The sequence below is a fragment of the Pseudotabrizicola algicola genome (assembly GCF_010915705.1).
GTDB classification, from domain to species: Bacteria; Pseudomonadota; Alphaproteobacteria; order Rhodobacterales; family Rhodobacteraceae; genus Pseudotabrizicola; species Pseudotabrizicola algicola.
Genome location: NZ_JAAIKE010000001.1, coordinates 966,769 through 989,830 on the forward strand (window position 1 = coordinate 966,769; position 23,062 = coordinate 989,830).

The window sequence follows — 23,062 nt, forward strand, 5'->3', positions numbered from 1 at the left end:
CTAGTCTCCAGATTTATCGGGCGCTGCCTCGGCGTCGCCCGAGGTCGGGTCGATCCCCTCGCCCGGAACAACATCTCTGGCCAGAGGCCCCGGCGGTCTTTGTTCGCGCATCGCGGGCGCAGAGGCTTCATCCGGCGCGGGCGCGGCAGGTCCAGTGGCGGCAAGTCCGGTCGCGGCAAGCCCCGCCGCGGCGGGCACCTGCCGCAGCAGATCGGCAATCTCTGCCGCGTTGCGCAATGTGACATCCGACTGCGCGAAGGGAATCTCGATCCCCTCTTCGGCGAACCGCTGCGCGATCATGTGGTTGATCTCGCTGCGCACCGACAGCGAAAAGTTCACGTCGCGCAAGATCAGGCGAATCTCGAAGGACAGCGAATCCGCGCCGAAGGCCATGAACACCACCATCGGCGGCGGGTTCAGAATGGCCAGGGGCTGTGCCTCGGCGATTTCCTGCAGAATGCGGGTGACTTTGCGCGTGTCAGACCCATAGGCTACCCCCACCGGCACGATCAACCGTCCCGTCAGGTTATAGCGCGTCCAGTTCGTGACCCGCCCTGCCACCAGATCGGTGTTCGGCACGATGACATCAGTCCGGTCAAAGGTCTGGATGCGGGTCGAGCGCACCGAGATGGACCGCACCGTGCCTTGCACGCCGCCCACTTCGATCCAGTCCCCCTCGCTCACCGGACGCTCGATCAGCAGGATGATGCCAGAGACGAAATTCGACACGATGTTCTGGAGGCCAAAGCCGATACCAACCGACAAGGCCCCGGCGACAATGGCAAGGCCCGACAGATCGATGCCCGCCGCATTGATGGCGATCAAGCCGGCAAAGAAGATGCCGACATATCCGACGCCCGACACGAGGGCGTTGCGCGCGCCTTGGTCCAGACTGGTCCTTGGCAGGATAGAGCCGCGCAAAGCCCCCTGAAACAGCCGCGTCACGGTGATGCCGACGCCGAACAGCACCGCAAAAAACAGGAAGCTGGTAGGCGAGATGCGGGTGTCACCCAAGGTGAAGCCTTCGCGCAAGCGCGTCCAGATCTCGGTCAGATCCGAAAGCCGTGCCCCCCAGATCAGAGCCAGCAGCGGCAAGGCCGCCAGCACCAGACCAAAGCCCACCAGAACCGGCACCAACGCATTGCGCGCGCCATCCTCGTTGCGGGTGATCACCGCATAGATGTCGGTCACCGCCCCTTGCAGAATGTAAAGCAGGCCCAGAAGGCCGAGCGATGTCGCTGCGGGAAACACCATCGCCTCGGCGGCGGGCACATAGCCGATGGCCGCCAGAACGGGGGCCAGAAAGCCGATAACGACAGCCCCTCGCCCCACAAGATAGATGATGCGGTTGCGAAAGCTGACCTCGTCATCCGCTTCGGCCTCGGCCACCAGCGTCAGCCGGATCGCCCGCCCGATCCGCACCAGAACCACCGCCGCCACAAGGATCGCGGGAAAAGCCACCACGGCGCGCGAAGCCTCGCTCAGCGCCTGATGGTCCATGACCGCCGCGCGCAGCGTGTTGAGCGCAAGAACAGCCCCGTAAAGCGCCGCCAGAAACCGCCCCTCGGCACGCGTTTCGGGGCTCAGACGCAGCGGCAGCGCATCGTGATGGCGCGGGAACACCTGCACACCCAGCCAAACCGCGCAGAACAGCAGCAGCCCCGCATAGGGCAACGCATCCAGAAGCCGCGTGCCGACAATGCCGAACATTCCCGTCAGGCCAAGCGCATGGGCCAGCGCCATGACCCCGAGCGTCGGCACCACGATTTGCCCCAAGGACAGCACCAGCGAGGCGACCAGCCCCCCGCGCGCCGACCAACGCTGGTTGATCCGCCCCACCAATCCTTCGATCAATGGCCGGCCGCGCCAGATCAGCACCACGCTGAACAAGAGCAGAAAGGCAATCAGCGGAAGGTTGTTCACCAGCGTTTCATGCGACGCCGCCGTGCTCCAGCGCCGCTGCGTCTCGGACAAAAGGCCAAGCGCCGCACTTGTTACCGCGCGCACCGCCTCGGGCCAGTTCGCCGGGTTCAGCGGCGAGGGATAGAGCTGCAACAGCGCATCCGCCTGCTGTTCGCGCAAGGTGCGGTCAATCTCGGCGATCAGCCCGTCGGCACGCCGATAGGCCTCTTCCGCCGCGATGCCGGGCGCTTGCAGACGCACCAGTTGGTCGGTCAGCGCCGCGCGGCGACCCGCGATTTCAGGTGCCTCGGTCTGGCCTTCCTCGGGCACTGGCCCCAAGGCCGCGATCTGCTGGCGCAGCGTGGTGATGCGAGAGGAATTGGTATTTTGCGCGACAAGAAGCGCAGAGCGCCAGTCCGCCAGTTGCGCGCGCAAGCCGTCGAGCACGGCGGCAGGGGTGTTGTTGTTCTCCAGCGCGGTTTCGGCCCGTTCGGCCACCGCTTCCCAAGCCGGATAGTCAAGCTCGGTGGCCGCCAGCGCCGCACCCGAGGCCGGCTCGGATGCAGGGGGCGCGGGCGACGGGCTTGGCTGCTCGACGGGTGGCGCGGCAGGCTGCTGAACCTCGCCCGCCGGCTCTGCCTGCTGCGCCTGCGCCAGCACGGGCAAGACCACGAAGAAAAGCGCGGCAACCGCCGCCTGCACAAACCCCAAACCGCGGCGCAGCGTCATGCGTCTTCAAACACGCTGGGCAAAGCCTTCGGGGCCGCGTCAAGCCAAGCCGGCACCGGCAACCCCTTTTCCTTCAGGAAAGCGGGGTTATAGAGCTTGGACTGGTACCGGTTGCCATAATCGCAAAGGATCGTGACGATGGTATGCCCCGGCCCCATGTCGCGCGCCATGCGGATCGCTCCGGCAATGTTGATGCCCGAAGACCCTCCAAGGCAGATGCCCTCGTCCTCCAGCATGTCAAAGACCAGGGGGAGCGCCTCGGCATCGGGGATGCGATAGCTGAAATCGGGAGTAAAGCCTTCGAGATTGGCCGTGATCCGCCCCTGCCCGATGCCTTCGGTGATAGAGGTGCCGGGGCTTTCAAGCTTGCCACTGGTGTAAAAGGCATGCAGCGCCGCGCCTTCGGGATCTGCCAGCCCGATCTTGACGCCCTTGGGCTGCAACGCCATGCCGACGCCCGCCAGAGTGCCGCCCGAGCCGACCGCGCAGATGAACCCGTCCACCTTGCCGCCGGTCTGTTCCCAGATTTCGGGACCGGTGGTTTCGATATGGGCAAGGCGGTTGGCCACATTGTCGAACTGGTTCGCCCAGATCGCGCCATTGGGTTCGGTCCGCGCCAGCGCTTCGGCCAGACGGCCCGAATAGCGCACATAGTTGTTGGGGTTCTTGTAGGGCGCGGCAGGAACCTGCACCAGCTCGGCACCCGCCAGCCGCAGCATGTCCTTCTTTTCCTGACTTTGCGTTTCGGGAATCACGATCACGGTCTTGAACCCCATCGAGGCACCCACCAGCGCAAGACCGATACCGGTGTTGCCCGCCGTGCCTTCAACGATGGTGCCCCCCGGTTTCAGCGCCCCCCGCGCCACCGCGTCGCGGATGATGTAGAGCGCGGCGCGATCCTTGACCGACTGGCCGGGATTGAGGAATTCGCATTTGCCCAAAATGGTGCAGCCCGTCATCTCGGACGCGCGCTTGAGTTTGAGCAAAGGCGTATTGCCGATGGTGTCGGCAAGATCGGAATGAATGCGCATGATCGGCCCTCTTGTCCTTTGCCCTATCTGTAGGCAAGTCGGCGGCCAACCTCAAGCGATGGCCGCATCTGTTGCAGCAAAAGCGCCGGCGCGCACGCCAGAGCGGGCGCGCGCCGGGCCGGAAAGGGATGCCTCCGGCGCAAGTACTCCGGAAAGGTGCAGGCCAAAGCTCTGCCCCCTTCCCGCGCCTGTCAGGCGGCGACCAGCAGACCATCCGCCTTGAGACCGGCGTAACATTCGTCAAGGCTGGTTCTGGCCCGTGCGATCAGAACGTCGATTTCCTCGGGTGTGATGACCAAAGGCGGCGCGATGATCATGCGGTCCCCCACATGGCGCATGATCAGATTGTTGGCAAAGCAGCGCTCGCGGCAGCGGAAGCCGACCGTTCCCTGCTCGCCGGCGAATTTCGCCCGTGTCGCCTTGTTCGGCGTCAGGGCAATGGACCCCATCAGCCCGACCAGCTTGGCCTCTCCGACCAGCGGATGGTCGGCCAGCGCGCTCCAGCGTTCCTGAAGATAGGGATGGGCGACGTCGCGCACATGCTCGATGATATGCTCCTCTTGCAGGATGCGCAGGTTCTCGAGCGCGACGGCCGCCGCAACCGGATGGCCGCTGTAGGTGTAGCCGTGGAAGAACTCGCCCCCCTCGGCGACGGTGCGGGCCACCTCGTCGCAGACGATGGAGCCGCCGATCGGCTGATAGCCCGAGGACAGACCCTTGGCGATCGTCATGATATGCGGGCGGATGCCAAAGGTTTGCGATCCGAACCAGTTGCCGGTGCGGCCAAAGCCGGTGATGACCTCGTCGGCGATGAGCAGGATGCCATACTCATCACAGATGCGCTGGATTTCCGGCCAGTAGGTGCGGGGCGGAATGATCACACCGCCCGCCCCCTGCACGGGCTCGCCGATGAAGGCCGCCACGTTGTCGGGACCGATCTGGAGGATTTTCTCCTCAAGCTGGCGCGCGCGGGCGAGGCCGAATTCATCCTCGGTCATGTCGCCGCCCTCGCCCCACCAATAGGGCTGGTCGATATGCTCGATCCCCTCGATCTTGCCGCCATGCGCATGGATCGGCTTCATCCCGCCAAGACTGCCGCCGCCCATCGTGGAGCCATGATAGCCGTTCCAGCGCGCGATCACTGTCTTGCGCCACGGCTTGCCCTTGATGTCCCAATAGCGGCGCACAAGGCGGATATTGGTGTCATTCGCCTCGGACCCCGATCCGGCAAAGAACACATGGTTCAGATCGCCCGGCGCGAGTTCTGCGATCTTGGCCGCCAGCGCGATGGCAGGCACATGGGTGGTCTGGAAAAAGGTGTTGTAATAGGCAAGCTCTTCCATCTGGCGCGCAGCAACCTCGGCAAGCGACTTGCGCCCGTAGCCGACGTTCACGCACCACAGCCCCGCCATCCCGTCGATGATCTGGTTGCCTTCGGAATCGGTCAGCCACACGCCCTTGCCCCGCGTGATGACGCGCGCGCCCTTGGCAGCCAGACCATTGGCATCGGTAAAGGGGTGCATGTGATGCGCCGCGTCCAAGGCCTGAAGCTCGGCGGTTGGCAGATGGTTTGTGATCATGTTCATGGCCATGCCCTTTCGGTTGAGGCAGGGCACCCAGCCCCGGCTTTGCCATAGGATATAAGCAAAGCAGGAGCCGTTCAAGGAATTTGATCAAATTAATCGGGTCACGCGGCCAAGGCGTCTCGGGCCCCTCCACCCGATCAGATACCACCCTTCGCAAGCGCGAGCTTGACCTGATCCACCCCTTGCGCGATGTCGCGCTCTATCGCATCGCGCAAGGCACCGGCATCGCCCGCGCGCATGGCGGCCAGCGCCTCGACATGGCGGTCCGGCAAGGCATCGCTGCCGAACCGCGCGCAGACAACGCGCAAGGATGGCCCGAAACGCAACCACATGGAACGGGCCATATCCACAAGAACGGGGGCGCCGGAGACTTCGTAAAGGCAGAAATGAAAGGCGTGGTTGGCTTCCAGATAGCCGGGAACATCCCCTGCCCTGATCGCCCGATCCACCGTATTGTCCAGAAGTTGTAACTGGTTGATTACCGCAGGTGTCAGATGCGCCGCCGCCATTTCGGCGAGGCGTGGCTCTATCGTGAGCCGGGCAAAGGCCACCTGCTCCAGCACCGCTTCCGTCATGCCCGGCACGGCCACCCGCCGGTTGCCTTTGGGCTCCAGCGCGCCCTCGGCGGTCAGACGCCGGATCGCCTCGCGCACCGGCGTCATGCCCGCTCCCAGATCGGCGATCAGACCTTGAATCGTGACCGCTGCCCCCGGCTCCAGATGGCCGAACAGGATCATGTCGCGCAGACGCGCATAGGTGATTTCATGGGTCGGAATCTTCCGGCTGTCCGCGTCCATCAGGCCTCCCCCCGCAGTCTGTTCCCTTATGACGGGTTCGGCGCAGCAATCAAGATGTGATCAAATCCGGTCGTCATATTCGAAGCGCAGCACATCGGCCTGCCATCCCTGTCCGGTCAGATCATGGGCAACGACCCCGACGAAAGCGCCGGTAAAGCTGGCATGTTCGCCCTTGCCGCCTTCATCCGAAATGATCGAGGCATCAAGCTCCGGGCCGATATCCTGACCGTTCAGCATGAAGCGCTGCGCCGCCCCCGCCACCCGCACGCCAAGCATGACCTCGCCTTCGGGGCAAGGGAAGCGCCCGTGAAAGCTCAGCCGCTCCGTCTGCCAATCGCCCAGACAGGACACGAGGCTGACAACCCGCGCCCCCGCCTCACGGGTGATCAGCGCGGCATGGAACTTGTGCCGGTTGTAATAGGTGGTCAAACCCGCGGCTTGTTGCCAGCTTGGCGGATCGGCGCGAAAGACAGCGCCCGCGGTGTAGCTGCTTTCCTCCTGACGCCGCGCGATAAGGCACTGCTCATACCAGGACCCAAGGCTTTCCCGTCCGGTCAGGCGCAGGCATTCGCCGGTCAGGGTGAACAGGCGCTCGGGTTGCGGGCTGCGCAGCCACTGGAAGTCAAGCGGAAGGGCATGGCCCTTGAAGTCATAGACCTGCGCCTCGCGGGGCTGCCGAGGCGCCTCCAGCGGCAGGTTGGTCGGCGCCACTTGCCCGCCCGCCTTGAGCCAGAGCCAGCCGTCCCGCCACTCCACCTCGGCCAACCCCGTCTCGCGCCCCGTGGCGCAGAAAGGCCCGTTCGGTCCCGGCATGGGGCGACCGCACAAAAAGCTGTGCCAGTGCCGCCCGTCGTGACCCTCGACATACTGGCCATGCCCCATCCGCTGCACGGGATGGTCGGGGGCGAAACGGGCGGTGATGACATGCTTTTCGGGATGGGTCTCGTATGGCCCCTCGATCACCCGCGACCGCGCCAGCGTCACCGCATGGTCATAGCCGGTGCCCCCCTCGGCGGTGGTCAGGTAATACCAGCCCTCGCGCCAGAACAGGTGCGGGGCCTCGGTCAGGCCAAGGTCGGTGCCGGGATAGATATCGTGCTTCGGCCCGAACAGGCCGCGGTCGGGGTGCCATTCCTGCAACTCGACCCCGTCGAAACGGTCGTTGGCCGGGTTCATCCCGCTCCCCTGCCAGCGGTGGTTCCAGCGCATGTTGACGAACCACTTGCGCCCGTCGCGGTCGTGAAAGAGCGAGGGGTCGAAGCCCGAGGAGTTCACATACCACGGGTCGGACCACACCCCGTCGATCGTCTCGCAGGTGGTGATGTAGTTGTGGGCGTCCTTGAAGTTGCCGTCGAGCCGCTTCACATCCGTATAGACCAGCCAGAACCGGCCGTCCGCCCAGGACAGGCAGGGCGCCCAGATGCCGCCGCTGTCGGGGTTGCCCCGCATGTCCAGCAGGGCCGCGCGGTTCAGCGGGCGGGCCACCAGCCGCCAGTTCACGAGGTCGCGGCTGTGGTGGATCTGCACCCCCGGATACCACTCGAAAGTGGAGGTGGCGATGTAGTAATCCTCGCCCACCCGGCAAAAGCTGGGGTCGGGGTTGAAGCCGCGCAGGATGGGGTTCTGGGCCATGTGTATCCCTGTGTTACAAAGTATAAACAGAATAATTCCAATGCCTTGACTTGCGATCTTAACGCTTTGTCAGCACTTTCCCATTTTCTGTCCCTAAATATCCCGCGGGGGGGGTCCGGGGGGCGCGAAGCCCCCCGGTGCCGACAGCAACGCCGCGCCGACATCAGACCAGCAGCGCGCGCGCCTCGGCGATGCCAAGCGCCTCGGGGCGCGTGCAGGTGGTCGTCAGGGTCACGAACGCGCCCGACGCCCCCGAGTCGAGGCAGGCCATCATCACCTCGACCCCGTGCAGCGTGCGGTCGAGCGAGCAGCGGGCGTCGCGGCCCGACATCAGGGCCTGCACCATGTCGGCAAGTCCGGCGGTGCGGTAATTGGCCAGCGCGCCGTGCTTGGGATGCTCCTGGTTGGCGATCCCGAAAGGATGGTCCCACGGGGTGACCGCTTCGAGACTGCCGTCCTTGTGGCCGATCTCGACCGTGCCGCCGAAGAAGTTCGGGTCTGGCACATAGAGGGTGCCTTCGGTGCCATAAAGCTCGAAATGGCCGCGCTTGTGGTGCCAGACGTCCCAACTGGTCGACAGGTTGATGGTGGCCCCGCTGTGGAATTCCAGCAAGGCGTGGATGTTGGTGGGCGTCTTGACCGGAACGGTCTCGCCATTGCGCGGCCCGTTCGAGATGGTGCGGAAGGCCTGCGCCGAACTGGTCAGCGCCCCCACCCGCCGCACGGGGCCGAGAAGGTTGATGAGATTGGCGATGTAATAGGGGCCAAGATCCAGCATCGGGCCAGCGCCGGGCAGGAAGAAGAAATCGGGGTTGGGGTGCCAGTGTTCCATCCCGTGGTTCAGGACCGCCGCGCAACCCGCCGTGATCTGGCCGATTTTCCCGTCATCGAGCAGCGCGCGCGCCTGTTGGTGCGCGCCGCCAAGGAAGGTATCGGGCGCGCAGCCCACCGCAAGCCCCTTGGACGAGGCCAGCGCCCGCAGGGTTTCCCCCTGTTCGAGCGACAGGACCAGCGGCTTTTCGGAATAGGCGTGTTTGCCCGCCTCCAAAATCCGCTTGGTGACCGCGTAATGCGCGTCGGGAATGGTCAGGTTGATGACCACATCCACCGCCAGATTGGCCAGAAGGTCATCGACCGTCTGGGCCTTCACGCCGAATTCGGCGGCGCGGGCCTGCGCCGCCTCCATGTTCACATCGGCCACGGCGCGCACTTCCAGCCCCTTGAACAGGGGCGCAAGCCGCAGGTAGCTTGTGGAGATATTGCCGCATCCGATGATGCCCAGTCCCAGATTTGCCATGTTTCAGAACCCCTTGGCAGATGCGATGGCGCGGGTTGCAAACCGCTTGTGATCGGATGGGTTGTCATGCTCCATCACGAAATGCTTGACGCCGATGGCGCGCAGGGCCGCCATGATCGCGGGCCAGTCCACCGTGCCGTGGCCGACATCGGCCCAGCCATCCTCGTCGGTGTTCTCGCCTTTCGGCGCGATGTCCTTGACATGGGCGGCGGTGATGCGGTCCTTGTAGCGCTCGATCCATGCGAGCGGGTCGGCCCCGCCCCGGATGACCCATGCCACATCCATTTCCCATTCCAGATGCGGGCCGCCGTTGAAGATTTCTTCCTGCGGGATGGCCCCGTCGGCGGTGGGCCGGAATTCGAAATCATGGTTGTGCCAGCCAAAGCCGTAGCCTTCGGCGCGGTAGACCTTTGCCGCCTTTTCCAGCCGCGCGCCGAAGTCGTGCCAGCCCTGTCCGGTGGTCGGGCGGTCATCGGGCATGACGAAGGGGCAGTAGAGTTTCTGCATCTTCAGCGCGCGGGCGATGGACAGCACCTTTGGCACCTCGTTTTCCAGCATTTGCAGGCTGAAATGGCCGGTGGGCATGGTCAGGCCGGTGGCGGCGAGCCCCGCCTTTGTCGCCTCGACCGCCGCATCGTCGGCATAGAGCGCGCCATAGCCTTCGACGGCGGTATAGCCCGCCTCGGCCAGCATCTCGAAGGTGGCGGACATGGGCGGGAAGTTGCGGGACGAGTAGAGTTGATAGGAAAACATCGGATCGGTCCTTTCAGGTGCCATAGGTGGCCGCGTGCAGGTGGCGCAGGGTGAACTGCGCCGCCCCTGCGGCGGAAGGGGTGAAGCGGATCACGCGCGGCGTGCCGGGGATCAGCGGGAAGGCGTTGTCGGAAAAGCGCCCCGGCACATCCGCCTCGAGCGCGACAAAGGGCGCGAGGGCCCCGGCGGTCAGCGTGATCCGGTAGCCGGAGTCGTCCTGCGCCACGCTTTGGCTGATCTGCGGATCGCGCAGGTCATAGGCTTTCCACGGGCGCGGGGCGAAATGGTCCGCCCCCGTGGCGCTGGCCCCGTCCGACCAGTGCCAGTGCAGGATCTCGTCGGGACCAAGGGCCGCGCGGTCGATCACGGTGCAGGGCGTGGCGCCTTTGGGGCAGAGCGTGGTTTCGGTTTCCACCAGCGGGCGCACCCGCCCTGCCATGTCGACCGCCTGCACATGCAGGCTGATGCGCAGGTCGGCCCCGGTGTCATTCACGCCCTTGAGCGCGATATGCTCGGACTCCAGCACGGCGATGACGGTGACCGGCGCGAAGAAGCGCCGCGCCATGTGGTGCAGCAGTTTCCAGTTGCCGCCGTGGTCGAGGCTGGACCACGAACACACCGGCCATGTGTCGTTGAGTTGCCAGTAGAGCGTGCCCATGCAATGCGGCTTCAGCGCCCGCCATGCGGTGACGGCGGTGTGGATGGCCAGCCCCTGCTGGATCTGGCTGAGGTAGACGAAATTCGGGAAATCCACCGGAAAGCGGAAGCTGCGGAACATGGTTTCCGCGATGCGGGCATTGCCGCCGGTGTTCTTCTGGTGGCTTTCCATCACCGGCGCGGCGATGTTCCAGTCCTGCGGGTCGGCAAACCTGGCGATGGCTGAAAGCGAGGGGTAGGACTGGAAGCCGAATTCGCTGCAAAAGCGGGGTTTGACGTCACGGTAATGGTCGAAATCGCGCCCTTCGTGCCAGACGGACCAGAAGTGCATGTCGCCCGAGGAATCGTCATGCCAGGCGTCGCCAAAGGCCATCGGGCCGGGGCTGGGGCTGGAGGGCCACCAGTTGGCGTCGGGCAGCGTGGCGCGAAGGGCGGTTTCGATGGTGCGGTTCAGCCGGTCGTAATTGACGAGATAGCGGTCGCGGTCGCGGCGGGATTCGTCGAACCATGTGAGCGCGCCGATCAGTTCATTGTCGCCGCACCAGAGCGCGATGCAGGCGTGATGGTTCAGCCGCGCGGTGACGTCGCGCACCTCGGTGTCGACTTCGGCAAGGAAATCGGGGGTCGAGGGGTAGAGGTGGCAGGCGAACATGAAATCCTGCCAGACCATGAGGCCGAGTTCGTCGCAGAGGTCATAGAACCAGTCCGGTTCATAGCGGCCCCCGCCCCAGACGCGGATCATGTTCATATTGGCGTCGACCGCCGATTGCAGGAGCTCGCGGGTGGCCTGCGGCGTGATGCGGCCATGCAGCGCGTCGGCGGGAATCCAGTTGGCCCCCTTGGCAAAGACGGGGCGGCCGTTGACGTGGAAGGCAAAGCTGCGGCCGGCGGCGTCGGGTTCGGAGGAGAGGGTCAGGTCGCGCAGGCCGATGCGGCGGGTGGCGGCGGCGGCGCCGGAGGTGACGGTGAGGGTGTGCAGCGTCTGCGCCCCCTGCCCTGCGGGCCACCACAGATCGGGCGCCTCGATGCGGAAGCCGAGCGTGGCGGTGCCGTTCACGCTGGGCGCGCTGGCGGTGAGGCCGCAGAGGGTGGCGCTGGCCACGGCTTCGGTCGTCTGGACCTGCACGGTCACGCGGGCCAGTCCCGGCTCGTGCTGCTGGGCGATCAGGATGTCGCCGATGCGCGGGCCCACCGGCTCCAGCGCGATGCGCCCCCAGAGGCCGAAGGTGGGCAGCGCGATGTTCCAGTCCCAGCCGAAATCGCATTGCGGCTTGCGCAGCATATTGCCGTGGGGGATCGGACAGTTGGGCTGGTGGTAGGGGATGGGGAAGGGCTGCGCCGCCGCCCGCGCCGCGCCCTCGGCCACCACCGAGCGGAAGGTGATGGCGATGTGGTTTGCGCCCGGCTGCAACAGGCCGGTCAGCGGCACCCGCCAGCGGCGGTGGGCGTTGGCGGCGCGCAAGACGCACATGCCGTTCAGCCGCACCTCGGCCACGGTGTCGAGACCGTCGAGCACCAGTTCCGCCTCGGCGCCGTCATGGTCGAAGCTGCGGCTTGCGGTCCAGTTGCGGTCGGCGATCCAGCGCAGGCCGTATTCGTTTTGCCCCCAATAGGGATCGGGGATCGCCCCTGCCGCGCAAAGCGCGCTGATCCCGTCGCCCGGCAGGGCAAAAGGCACATCATATTCCCCCGCCTCATCGCTGAGACGCCATGATCCGGCCAGATCCATCGCTTTTAGATCCTTGTTTCCGAGCCTGCGTCGAACAGGCTGGCCTTGGACATATCCACCTTGAGATGCACCTGCGTGCCGGGGGCCATGCGCCGCTCGACCGGGACGCGGACAGAGACCTGCGCGCCCGCCGCTTGCAGCCAGACCAAGGAATCTGCCCCCATCGGCTCGTCCAGTTCCACCACCGCCGGAAGCGTCACGCCCGGTTCGGCATGGTCCTGCACGACCAGATGTTCGGGGCGCAGGCCAAGGATCACCTTGTCACGCGTGCCGATGGTCCCGCCCTCATACCCTGCGAGCGAGAGCGAGAGATCGCCGCGGCGGAACACATGGCCGCCCTCGACGGTGGCGCCGGGCAGGAAGTTCATCGACGGGCTGCCGATGAAACCGGCCACGAACAGGTTGGCGGGGCGGTTGTAGATCTCTTGCGGGGCGGCAAGCTGCTGGATGATGCCGCCGCGCATGACGGCGATACGGTCGGCCAGCGTCAGCGCCTCGATCTGGTCATGCGTGACATAGACCATCGTGTTTTTCAGTTGCGCATGCAGGCGCTTGATTTCCACCCGAAGCTCGGAGCGCAGCTTGGCATCGAGGTTCGACAGCGGTTCGTCGAACAGGAACACATCGACATCGCGCACCAGAGCGCGGCCGATGGCGACCCGCTGGCGCTGGCCGCCCGACAGGGCGGCGGGCTTGCGATCGAGGAGCGGGCCGATCTGGAGGATTTCGGCGGCGCGGGCGACGCGCCGTTCGATCTCGTCGCGCGCCACCCCCGCATTCTTGAGCCCGAAGGACAGGTTGCCGCGCACCGTCATCTGCGGATAGAGCGCGTAAGACTGGAACACCATGCCGATGCCGCGCTCGGACGGCTCTGCCCATGTCACGTTCTTGCCCTTGATGAAAATCTGCCCGTCGGTGATTTCCAGAAGGCCCGCGAGGCAGTTGAGCAGCGTGGACTTGCCGCAGCCCGACGGGCCGAGCAGCACCACGAATTCGCCTTCCGCGACGTTCAGGTTCATGTTCTTCAGAACCGAAACAGAACCGAAATTCAGCGTCAGGTCTTTGACTTCAATCGAGTTGGTCATTCAGGGTCAGCCTTTCACAGCACCGGCGGCGATGCCGCGAACGAAGAGTTTGCCGGAGACGAAGTAGATGAACAGCGGGACAAGGCCGGTCAGCAGCGTGGCCGCCATGTTGACATTGTATTCCTTGACCCCCTGCACCGAGTTGACGATGTTGTTGAGCTGCACCGTCATCGGGTAGAGGTCGGGCTTGGTGTAGACCACGCCGAACAGGAAATCGTTCCAGATGCCTGTCACCTGCAGGATGATTGCCACCACGAAGATCGGCAGGCTCATCGGCATGAGGATTTTCGCATAGATCGCCCAGAAGCCTGCGCCATCGACGCGGGCGGCCTTGAACAGTTCCTCGGGGATGGTGGAAAAGTAGTTGCGGAACAGGAGCGTCAGGATCGGCATGCCGAAGACCGTATGCACCAGCACCAGACCCCAGAGCGAGCCGTAGAGCCCCATTTCGCGGAGCAGGATCACGATGGGATAGAGCATCACCTGATAGGGGATGAAGGCCCCGAAGATCAGGATGGTGAAGAAGACATCGGAGCCCTTGAACTTCCAGAAGGTCAGCGCGTAGCCGTTCACGCTTGCCACCACGATCGACAGGATGACCGAGGGGATCAGGATGGTGACAGAGTTCCAGAAGCCGCGCGACAGGCCATCGCAATTCAGGCCGGTGCAGGCCTGTGACCATGCCTTGACCCAGGGTTCGAAGGTGATCTCGACCGGCGGGGCAAAGATGTTACCCATGCGGATTTCGGGCATGCCCTTGAGGCTGGTCATCACCATGACCCACAGGGGCAAGAGGTAATAGAGGCTGAACACCAGCAGCGTGCCATAGATCATGATGTTGCGGCCCGACAGCGCGCGCTTGGGCTTGGTGCCGCGCGGGACCGCATCGCTGCGGGTATAGATGGCGGTTGCGTCAACCATGTTTCTTGCCTCCGAATTCAAGGTAAGCCCATGGGATCAGCACGATCAGCACCGTGAGCAGCATCATGGTCGAGGCGGCGAAGCCCTGACCGAGGTTCTGCGCCTGAAACATGTAGTCATAGACATACATGGCGGGCACTTGGCTTGCGGTGCCGGGACCGCCCGAGGTTTGCGCGACGACAAGATCGTAAAGCTTGATGATGCCGGCGGCGACGATGACGAGCGTGGTGATGAACACGGGGCGCATCATCGGCAGGATGATCTGCAGGTAGGTTTTCCATGTGGGGATGCCGTCGACGCGGGCGGCCTTCCAGATGTCTTCGTCGATGCCGCGAAGGCCCGCGAGCATGAGGCACATGACGAAGCCGGTGCCTTGCCAGAGCCCCGCGATCAGCAGGCCGTAGAGAACCAGTTTGGGGTCATTGAGCGGGTTGAAGGTGAAGCTTTCCCACCCGAGGCCCCGCACGATGGACTGGATGCCGAATTCGGGGTTGAGGATCCATTGCCAGACAAGGCCCGTCACGATGAAGGACAGGGCGAAGGGGTAAAGCATGATGGTGCGGAAGGTGTCCTCATAGCGGATCTTCTGGTCCATCGCGACGGCGAGCAGAAAGCCGATGGTGATGGTGAAGACCAAGGACAGCACCCCGTAGACCATCAGGTTTTCGATCGAGGTCAGCCAGCGCGAGTTGGACCACAGCCGTTCATACTGGTCAAAGCCGACCCAGCGTTCGCGGGGCAGCAGTTTGGAATCGGTAAAGGAATAGAGAACCGTCCAGGCGGTGCCGCCCACAAAAACAACCAGTGTTGTCAGAACCATCGGAATTGCCGCGATTTTCGCGTTCAGATTCCGCCACATGCGGTTTGTCCGCCGTGCCTCGGCCATCGGCCTGCCCTCCCCTTTTTTGGTGCCGTCAAGATGGCGAGAGCCGCCCGGCAAGGGGCGGCTCTGCCGTCAGATGCGGATCAGAGACCTGATTTCAGGTTCGCAACCCACTGCTGATGGGCCACTTCGGGGGCCATGTCGGTCTTCCAGAATTCGACCAGCAGGTCTTCGTTCTGCTTCTGCACGTCCGGCGACCAGGCCATGTCGCCCGATGGCACGAGGTTGCCCTGGGCCAGCAGTTCGAGGCCCTTCTTCATGCAGTCGTTGGCAGCGGCCAGATCGACGTCGCCGCGGATCGGCAGCGAGCCTTTCTTGAGGTTGAAGGCCACCTGCACTTCGGGGCTGACCAGCAGCGCGGCCAGACGCTTCTGCGCCTCTTCGACGTCGGCGCTCTTGTTCTTCGGGAAGTAGAAGGCGTCACCGCCGGTCGAGAGATAGGCGTTCAGGCCAAGGCCCGGAAGGCAGGTGTAATCGGTGCCTGCGACCTGGTTTGCGACCTGGAATTCGCCCTGCGCCCAGTCACCCATGATCTGCCCGCCCGCTTCGCCGGTGATCACGAGGTTGGTGGCCTGGTTCCAGTCCTGCACGGTGGATTTGGCGGCCAGCTTGCGCGCATCGGCCACGGCCTGGAACACGGCGGCATATTCGGGGCCGGCGGCCACGTCCATGTTCTTCTCGACGTTCACCTGCTTCCAGACATCAAGCCCGGCCACGGCGATCGAGATCGCGCCGAAGGCAAGGTTGGACTGCCAGGGCTGGTTGCCGAGTGCCAGCGGGATCTTGCCCGCAGCTTCCAGTTGCGGCGCGGTTTCGACGAATTCGTTCCAGTTCGTCGGCACCGGAATGCCCGCATCGGCATAGGCCTTGTTCGACAGCCACAGCCATTCGGGCGAGTGGATGTTCACTGGCGCACAGTAGATGCGGCCATCGACGGTGCAGGCATCCAGCAGCGACGGCGGGAAGACCACCTCTTTCCAGTTGTTGGCCTCGGCCACGTCGGTGAGGTCGAGCATCAGACCCGCCTCGACCAGTTCCAGCGCCTGCTGGCCGTGGTTGAACTGGGTGGCGCCCATCGGATCGCCGCCGGTGATGCGGGAGATCATGATCGGGCGCGCGGTGCCGCCGCCCCCGGCGATGGCGCCGTCGATCCACTTGTCGCCCGAGGCGTCAAAGGCCTTGGCCAGCTCGGCGACGGCAGCGGCCTCCCCGCCGCTGGTCCACCAGTGGGTGACTTCGAGATCGGTCGCAAAAGCGGCCGCAGGCAATGCCACCGACGCAACAAGCGCCGTGGCCAGTTTCAGGGTTTTCATGCAGTCCTCCCGGTTTCTAAATCGTTATAGTGATTTCTATAACGTTATAGTTTTCCCGATCAAGCATTCTTTTCGCTTGTGAACACCTTGGGGCATGTCATTGAATGGGGCGGATATCCGGCCTCGACCCGCCGCCCCGAACCCGATACGAGAGTGAAATGCCGCAGTGCCGCACCCTGCAAAATCGCCCGCCGTGCAAGGCCTTTGCGCCTTGCGCCCGACCGGCGCGTTGTGCAGGTGCAGCAGGACCGCGCAGAGCCGAATCGCCCCGACATTGCGCCTGCCCGATTCGCCTTAGCGGAGATTTGACATGACCTCTGGCGTCGATGCCCCCCTGCCCCTGACCTCTGGCGATTCGGATCACGAGCGCCCCACGCTCAAGACCATTGCCGCCGCAACGGGGTTGGCGGTGGCGACGGTCAGCCGCGCGCTGAAGGATGCGCCCGATATCGGCGAGGCGACGAAGCTGCGCGTGCGCGAGGCCGCAAGCCGGCTGGGCTATCGCCCGAACCGCGCCGGTGTGCGCCTGCGCACGGGAAAGACCAATGTGATCGCGCTGGTGCTGTCGACCGAATCCGATGTGATGAACCACACGTCACAGTTGATCTATTCCATCGCCAATGCGCTGCGCGGCACGGCCTATCACCTGATCGTCACGCCCTTTTTTCCCGATCAGGACCCGATGGACCCGATCCGCTATCTGGTGGAAACCGAAAGCGCCGATGCGGTGATCCTGAACCAAACCAAACCCGATGACCCGCGCGTGCGCTATATGGCCGAACGCCATTTCCCCTTTGCCACGCATGGCCGCACCGACATGGGGATCGAGCACAGCTATTACGATTTTGACAACGAGAGCTTTGCCACCGTCGCGGTCGAGGCGCTGGCCGCAGCAGGGCGCAAGCGGCTGCTGCTGGTCCCGCCGCCACGCAGCCACAGCTATGCCCGCCACATGATCACCGGCTTTGCACGGGCGGCGGGAGAAAACGGGCTGGCCTTCGAGGTGCTGACCACCGCCACATCGGATTCGGGCGGCACCGCGATCGAGGCGGCGGTGATCGCCCATCTGGAACAGAGCGCGGTGCGCCCTGACGGGCTTTTGTGCGGCTCGACCACGGCCGCGATGGCGGCGGTCAATGCGGCAGAGCATCTGGGCATGGTGCTGGGGCGCGACTTCGATCTGGTGGCGAAAGAGGCGATCCGCTTTCTGCACCGTTTCCGCCCCGGCATTATGGTGGTGAACGAAGATGTGCGGCAGGCGGGCGATTTTCTGGCGCGTGCCGTCGTCGCCGCCATCGAACGGCGGGACACCCCGGCGAAACAGGGATTGGAGCGCCCCGGCAAGGTGGAACGCGCCAGCGATGACAAGGGAGGGACAAGATGAAGGCGATCAAGGGACCGGCGCTGTTTCTGGCGCAATTCGCGGGGGATGCGGCCCCGTTCAACACATGGGACAGCATCACGAAATGGGCCGCCGATTGCGACTATGTCGGCGTGCAGATTCCAAGCTGGGACGGGCGGCTGTTCGATCTGGAGAAGGCGGCGGCCTCAAAGGGCTATTGCGACGAGATCGCGGGGGTGGCTGCGGCCAATGGCATCGCGATCACCGAACTTTCGACCCACTTGCAGGGGCAACTGGTGGCGGTGCATCCGGCCTATGACGCGGCCTTTGACGGTTTTGCCGCCGAGGCGGTGCGCGGCAACCCCACGGCGCGGGCCGAATGGGCGGTCGATCAGGTGAAGAAGGCGCTGAGCGCGTCGAAGAACCTCGGGCTGACGGCGCATGCGACCTTTTCGGGCGCGCTGGCCTGGCCCTATGTCTACCCCTGGCCGCAGCGCCCGGCGGGTCTGGTGGAGGAAGCCTTTGACGAACTGGCCCGCCGCTGGACGCCGATTCTGGACCATGCAGAGGAGTGCGGCGTCGATGTCTGTTATGAAATCCACCCCGGCGAGGACCTGCATGACGGGATCAGCTTCGAGATGTTCCTTGACCGCGTGAAGGGCCATGCGCGGGCCAACATGCTCTATGACCCCAGCCACTATGTGCTGCAGCATCTGGATTATCTGGAGCATATCGACATCTACCACGAGCGCATCCGCATGTTCCACGTCAAGGATGCCGAGCTGAACCCGACGGGGCGGCAAGGGGTCTATGGCGGCTTCCAGTCGTGGGTGAACCGCGCGGGGCGGTTCCGCAGCCTTGGTGACGGGCAGGTGGACTTCGGCGGCATCTTCTCGAAGCTGACGCAATACGGCTTTGGCGGCTGGGCGGTGGTGGAATGGGAATGCTGCCTGAAGCACCCCGAGGATGGCGCCCGCGAGGGAGCCGATTTCGTGAAGGCGCATATGATCCGCGTGACGGAAAAGGCGTTTGACGATTTCGCAGGGGCCGGCACCGACCGTGCCGCGAACCGGCGGATGCTGGGGCTGGACTGAAAGCAGGGACCGGGGCTCTGCCCCGGACCCCGGGATATTTGAGAACAGATGAAGTCAGGAGGGCATGACATGGCCATCACAGCGGCACATGTGGCGCGGGCACCGCGGATCAGGTTGGGCATGGTGGGCGGCGGGCGCGATGCATTCATCGGCGCGGTTCACAGGATTGCGGCACGGATTGACGATCAGTATGAGCTGGTTGCGGGCTGTTTTTCATCCGACGCCGAAAAGTCTCTGGCCTCGGCCGCCGATCTGGGGGTGCCGCGCGCCTATGCCAGTTTCGCCGAGATGGCGGCGAAGGAGGCGCGGCGCAAGGACGGGATCGAGGCGGTGGCGATCGTGACGCCGAACCACATGCATGCGCCGGTGGCGATGCAGTTCCTCAAGCGCGGCATCCATGTGATCTGCGACAAGCCGCTGACGCATACGCTGGCCGAGGCGAAGAAACTGGCCAAGGCGGCAGAGGCCTCGGGCGTGGTCTTTGCGCTGACGCATAATTACACCGGCTATCCGATGATCCGGCAGGCGGCGGCGATGGTGGCGGCGGGGGAGCTGGGCGAGATCCGGCTGGTGCAGGTGGAATATGCGCAGGACTGGCTGGCCGAACCGGTGGAGGAGACGGGGCAGAAGCAGGCGGGCTGGCGCACCGACCCTGCGCGTTCGGGCGCGGGGGGCAGCACGGGCGACATCGGCACGCATGCCTTCAACCTTGCCAACTTCGTGAGCGGGCTGACGGTCGAGGAACTGGCCGCCGACCTGCAGGCCTTTGTGCCGGGGCGGCGGGTGGATGACAACGGCCATGTGCTCTTGCGCTATCGGGGCGGCGCGCGGGGGATGCTGTGGTGCAGCCAGGTGGCGTCGGGGCAGGAGAACGGGCTGCGGCTGCGGATCTACGGCACCAAGGCGGGGATCGAATGGGAGCAGGAGAACCCGAATTACCTCTGGGTCGGCCCGCTGGGCCAGCCGAAATACCGGCTGACCCGCAACGGGGCGGGTGCGGGGCCGGAGGCGGGGCGCGTCAGCCGCATCCCGTCGGGCCATCCCGAAGGCTATCTGGAGGGGTTTGCCAATATCTATGCCGAGGCCGCCCGCGCCATCATCGCGCGGCGCGAGGGCACGGCGCTTGATCCGGCGGTCACCTTCCCTGGCCTCAAGGAAGGGCTGGAGGGCGTGGCCTTTGTCGATGCCTGCGTGCGCTCGTCCTCGCGCAATGCGGCCTGGGTCAAGCTGAACCTCTGACGGCAGATCGCCGCGAAGGGGGCGGCCGCCCGCCGCCCCCCCCCCCTGCCCCCTGCCCCCGCCTGCACGACCAGGCGACCTGCCGCCCCGGCTCTGCACCTTTCACAGATGCTCGCGCAGGAGGCATCCCCCTGCCGCCGCGCGAGGCGTGGCGGGGTCAGGACGGGGCGCGGAACCGCTCCCTTTCCCGTGCGAGCCACAGCAGGCTGAGCGCGAGGGGGGCGTTGGCGATCTCGCCGCTCTCCACAAGGGCGAGGGCCTGATCGAGGCTGACGATATGGGTGCGGATATCCTCGGCCTCGTCCGCGACGCCGAACACCCCGCCTGTCCCGTCGGGCAGATCGGCCTGCGCGACGTAGGAATACAGAAACTCGGTCTTGGCCCCCGGTGAAGGGTAGTATTCGGCCACGCGCCGCAAGGGGCCGAGGGTCAGGCCCGCCTCTTCCTCCGCCTCGCGGCGGGCGGTCTCTTCGGGAGTCTCGCCCGCGTCGATCCGTCCGGCGATGGCTTCGAGTTGCCACGGGTTGCCATCGCCGCGCGCGAAGGGGCCTGCTCGCCACTGTTCGACCAGCAGCACGCGGTCCCGCTGCGGATCATAGGGCAGCACGGTGACGGCATCGGTGGAGACAAAGGCGGCGCGGGTGACGACCGCACTCATGCTGCCGTCAAAGCGTCGGAAACTGAGGTCATATTCCTCGACCGCGAAGAAATGCGCATAGGGCTGGCGGCGGGCGACAACCTCGACCTCGGCGGGCGGGCGGCGCAGGCTATGGGGGGCGGATGCGGTGCGCGCCCGCAAGCGGCTGGCGGCACGCACCATGATGGAGCCAAGCCGTGCCTGCAGGCGCGCGGGCGCAAGCCTGCCATATTCCGCCATCACCTCGGCGGCGGTCTCGCGGGCAAGCTCGGCATGCCCCGCCAGCCAGAGCGCGGGCTGCCAAGGGTCGCGATCGTCGGGCGCGGGGCGCAAGGCATAGGCAAGGGCGGCGACGCTGCCCGCCGCGGTGCCGACCCGCAGACGCTGCGGCGCAAGGCCGAGGGCGCGAGCGTAAAAGGCGAGCCGCGCGTGGGCCTCGGCACTCGCGCCCTCGAGCACCGCGCCTTCGACCGCCTGTCCCCTGCGGCGGCGCAGGGCGAAGGCCCCCGGCGCATCCACAGCAACACCTTCGCGGTCTGCGGCCACCGCGGGCAGCAGGGCAGCACCGGAGCCAAGGATCACATCAAGCAGCGGGCGGTGGCACAGCGGGCCGCACAGGAAAAGCTGGGACATCCGATCCTCTATCCGGGTTCACCGGGGTTTAGCGCGCCGGCCCGTGGGGCATGACGGAGTTTCCGGCGCGGCGGCAGGGTGCCGGTTGCGCGGGCGCGCGTTATGGCCAGCGCCGCCCCGCCCAATGCGCCACCGCCCCCGAGAGCAGGCCGCCAAGCAGCATGACGCCGATGATATCGGGGCGGGCCAAGGGCGGGGCCAGCACCAGAGCCTGTTCGAACACGCCCAGAAGCGCGTCGAGCGGTGTCTTGTAGCGCCCTTTCAGCGCGCGGTCGAGCATGTCGGCGCAGGCGAAGATCAGCACCACGACCACCGCGATGGTGAGCGCGGTGCGCACGCCGCTGCCCATCGCATCGACCCGCCCCCGCGCCCGTTTCGCCGCCGGCCCCATGATGAGCCAGCCGCAGATGATGCCCACGGCGACGCTGACCAGATAGAGGGCCCCGACGGGGCGGCTTTCGGGCAGGGACAGCACATAGAAATGGGCGGTCACCGCAGAGACAAGCGCGAAGGCGATGGCGGCAAACAGTTTTGCGGCGGTTGGCATCCCTTGTCCCTTTCAGCGCCACCGCGGTCAGGCGGGGCGTGTCACGGTGATTTGCGTCACATCGCAGTTTCCGCCGCGGAAGGCTCCGGCGCAAGAGGTAAGGTAGAAGTTCCACATCCGGCGGAACCGCTCGTCAAAGCCCTGCCGCGCCACCTCGTCCCAGCGGGCGTTGAACACCTCGTGCCAGCGGCGCAGGGTCTGGCTGTAGCTTTCGCCGAATTCCATCGAGGTTTTCAGCAAGAGCCCCGCGCGTTCCACCTCTTCCTTGAGCCGGAAGGGTGCGGGCAGCATCCCGCCCGGAAAGATGTATTTCTGGATGAAATCGACGCCGCGCTTGTACACCGGCCAGCGGTGATCCGGCACCGTGATGATTTGCAGCGTGGCATGGCGCCCCGGTTTGAGCCGGTCGCGCAGGGTGTTGAAATAGGTCGGCCAATAGCGTTCGCCCACCGCCTCGAACATCTCGATGCTGGCGATGCCGTCGTAAAGCCCGCGCTCGTCGCGGTAGTCGAGCAGCTTGATTTCCACGCGGTCCGACAGGCCCGCCTTGGCCATGCGGTCCACCGCGAAATCATATTGCGCCTGCGAGATGGTGAGCGCGGTGACGCGCAGGCCGCGCTTGGCGGCGGCATATTCGGCAAAGCCGCCCCAGCCGCAGCCGATTTCCAGCACATGCTCGCCCGGTTGCGCGCCCATCTGGTCGACCATCGCGGCGTATTTCTGTTCCTGCGCCTTTTCGAGGCTCTCCTGTCCGGTGCGGAACAGGGCGCTCGAATAGGTCATGCTGTCATCGAGCCAGAGGCGGTAGAAGTCATTGCCCAGATCGTAATGGGCGTGGATGTTCTTCTTGGCCTGACGGCGCGAGTTCGAGTGCAGCCAGAAGCGGAACCGCTCCAGCGTGCGCAAGAGGCCCATGCCGGGGAAGCCGTCCTGCACCGGATTGTTGCTGGGCATCTGCACAAGGTCGAGAAAGGCCTGAAGGTCGGGGCTGGACCACCAGCCATCAAGATAGGCGTCGCAAAAGCCAAGATCGCCTTCGCGGATCATGCGGGCGAACAGGTCGGGATTGTGGATCTCGATTTCCGCCACGGGGCCGGGCTTGGCCCCTTCCAGCCGGAACCGGCGGCCATCGGGCAGGACGAAATCCAGCCGCCCCTCCCCCAGCCGGCTGGCGACGGCATAGGCGGCAGAGAAATAGCGCGGCAGGCCGGTCTGGCCCTTGGTCGTTGTCAGAAATTCCATCTTCCCTCCCCGG

The 23,062-nt window shown here is 65.3% G+C and carries 18 protein-coding genes; 3 read left to right on the forward strand and 15 right to left on the reverse strand.

Features of this window, described 5'->3' with window-relative positions; translation table 11 throughout:
* The 12 genes from G3572_RS04765 to G3572_RS04820 all read right to left on the reverse strand — a co-directional run bounded on the left by G3572_RS04765 (position 1) and on the right by G3572_RS04820 (position 16,306).
* The gene (locus G3572_RS04765; protein ID WP_164609489.1) at positions 1-2,631 is read right to left on the reverse strand and encodes a DUF3772 domain-containing protein; all 2,631 of its coding nucleotides are present in this window, start codon (positions 2,629-2,631) and stop codon (positions 1-3) included.
* The gene (locus tag G3572_RS04770; protein WP_164609490.1) at positions 2,628-3,662 is read right to left on the reverse strand and encodes a cysteine synthase A; all 1,035 of its coding nucleotides are present in this window, start codon (positions 3,660-3,662) and stop codon (positions 2,628-2,630) included. Before G3572_RS04770 ends, G3572_RS04765 begins: the two co-directional genes overlap by 4 nt.
* Before the next feature lie 191 nt (positions 3,663-3,853).
* On the reverse strand, positions 3,854-5,248 hold the full coding sequence (locus G3572_RS04775; protein WP_164609491.1) for an aspartate aminotransferase family protein: 1,395 nt from the start codon (positions 5,246-5,248) through the stop codon (positions 3,854-3,856).
* A 137-nt stretch (positions 5,249-5,385) separates the two neighbouring features.
* Entirely contained in the window at positions 5,386-6,045 is a 660-nt protein-coding gene (locus G3572_RS04780) for a GntR family transcriptional regulator (RefSeq protein ID WP_164609492.1), read from the reverse strand.
* A 60-nt stretch (positions 6,046-6,105) separates the two neighbouring features.
* Positions 6,106-7,677 carry a glycoside hydrolase family 43 protein gene (locus tag G3572_RS04785; RefSeq protein ID WP_164609493.1) on the reverse strand — a complete coding sequence of 524 codons (1,572 nt, stop codon included), beginning with the start codon at positions 7,675-7,677 and terminating at the stop codon, positions 6,106-6,108.
* Between the two features lie 163 nt (positions 7,678-7,840).
* Positions 7,841-8,974: a Gfo/Idh/MocA family protein gene (locus tag G3572_RS04790; protein ID WP_164609494.1), complete on the reverse strand. Its 1,134-nt coding sequence runs from the start codon at positions 8,972-8,974 to the stop codon at positions 7,841-7,843.
* A 3-nt stretch (positions 8,975-8,977) separates the two neighbouring features.
* Positions 8,978-9,727, reverse strand: coding sequence for a sugar phosphate isomerase/epimerase family protein (locus G3572_RS04795; protein WP_164609495.1), 750 nt, complete (start codon positions 9,725-9,727; stop codon positions 8,978-8,980).
* A 13-nt stretch (positions 9,728-9,740) separates the two neighbouring features.
* Entirely contained in the window at positions 9,741-12,113 is a 2,373-nt protein-coding gene (locus G3572_RS04800; protein WP_164609496.1) for a beta-mannosidase, read from the reverse strand.
* A 5-nt stretch (positions 12,114-12,118) separates the two neighbouring features.
* On the reverse strand, positions 12,119-13,198 hold the full coding sequence (locus G3572_RS04805) for an ABC transporter ATP-binding protein (protein ID WP_164609497.1): 1,080 nt from the start codon (positions 13,196-13,198) through the stop codon (positions 12,119-12,121).
* Between the two features lie 6 nt (positions 13,199-13,204).
* Positions 13,205-14,119 (reverse strand): carbohydrate ABC transporter permease, encoded by a 915-nt coding sequence (locus G3572_RS04810; RefSeq protein WP_164609498.1) that lies wholly within the window; start codon positions 14,117-14,119, stop codon positions 13,205-13,207.
* A complete protein-coding gene (locus tag G3572_RS04815) occupies positions 14,112-14,978 on the reverse strand; it encodes a carbohydrate ABC transporter permease (RefSeq protein WP_240335398.1) in 867 nt (288 codons plus the stop codon). Before G3572_RS04815 ends, G3572_RS04810 begins: the two co-directional genes overlap by 8 nt.
* 107 nt (positions 14,979-15,085) lie before the next feature.
* Positions 15,086-16,306 carry an ABC transporter substrate-binding protein gene (locus G3572_RS04820; RefSeq protein ID WP_435530958.1) on the reverse strand — a complete coding sequence of 407 codons (1,221 nt, stop codon included), beginning with the start codon at positions 16,304-16,306 and terminating at the stop codon, positions 15,086-15,088.
* A gap of 319 nt (positions 16,307-16,625) precedes the next feature.
* Between G3572_RS04820 and G3572_RS04825 the strand changes: the two genes are divergently transcribed.
* The 3 genes from G3572_RS04825 (at position 16,626) to G3572_RS04835 (ending at position 19,990) form a co-directional block, all read left to right on the forward strand.
* The gene (locus tag G3572_RS04825) at positions 16,626-17,699 is read left to right on the forward strand and encodes a LacI family transcriptional regulator (protein WP_164609501.1); all 1,074 of its coding nucleotides are present in this window, start codon (positions 16,626-16,628) and stop codon (positions 17,697-17,699) included.
* Positions 17,696-18,751: a sugar phosphate isomerase/epimerase family protein gene (locus G3572_RS04830; protein ID WP_164609502.1), complete on the forward strand. Its 1,056-nt coding sequence runs from the start codon at positions 17,696-17,698 to the stop codon at positions 18,749-18,751. The genes G3572_RS04825 and G3572_RS04830 overlap by 4 nt, the downstream gene beginning before the upstream one ends.
* 69 nt (positions 18,752-18,820) lie before the next feature.
* Entirely contained in the window at positions 18,821-19,990 is a 1,170-nt protein-coding gene (locus G3572_RS04835; protein WP_240335399.1) for a Gfo/Idh/MocA family protein, read from the forward strand.
* Between the two features lie 157 nt (positions 19,991-20,147).
* Here the strand turns inward: G3572_RS04835 and G3572_RS04840 are convergent, their stop codons facing one another.
* The 3 genes from G3572_RS04840 to G3572_RS04850 form a co-directional block, all read right to left on the reverse strand.
* Positions 20,148-21,260, reverse strand: coding sequence for an NUDIX domain-containing protein (locus tag G3572_RS04840; RefSeq protein WP_164609503.1), 1,113 nt, complete (start codon positions 21,258-21,260; stop codon positions 20,148-20,150).
* 100 nt (positions 21,261-21,360) lie between these two features.
* On the reverse strand, positions 21,361-21,807 hold the full coding sequence (locus tag G3572_RS04845) for a TrgA family protein (protein WP_164609504.1): 447 nt from the start codon (positions 21,805-21,807) through the stop codon (positions 21,361-21,363).
* 27 nt (positions 21,808-21,834) lie between these two features.
* Positions 21,835-23,049, reverse strand: coding sequence for an SAM-dependent methyltransferase (locus G3572_RS04850; protein WP_164609505.1), 1,215 nt, complete (start codon positions 23,047-23,049; stop codon positions 21,835-21,837).
* Between the last annotated feature and the right edge of the window lie 13 nt (positions 23,050-23,062).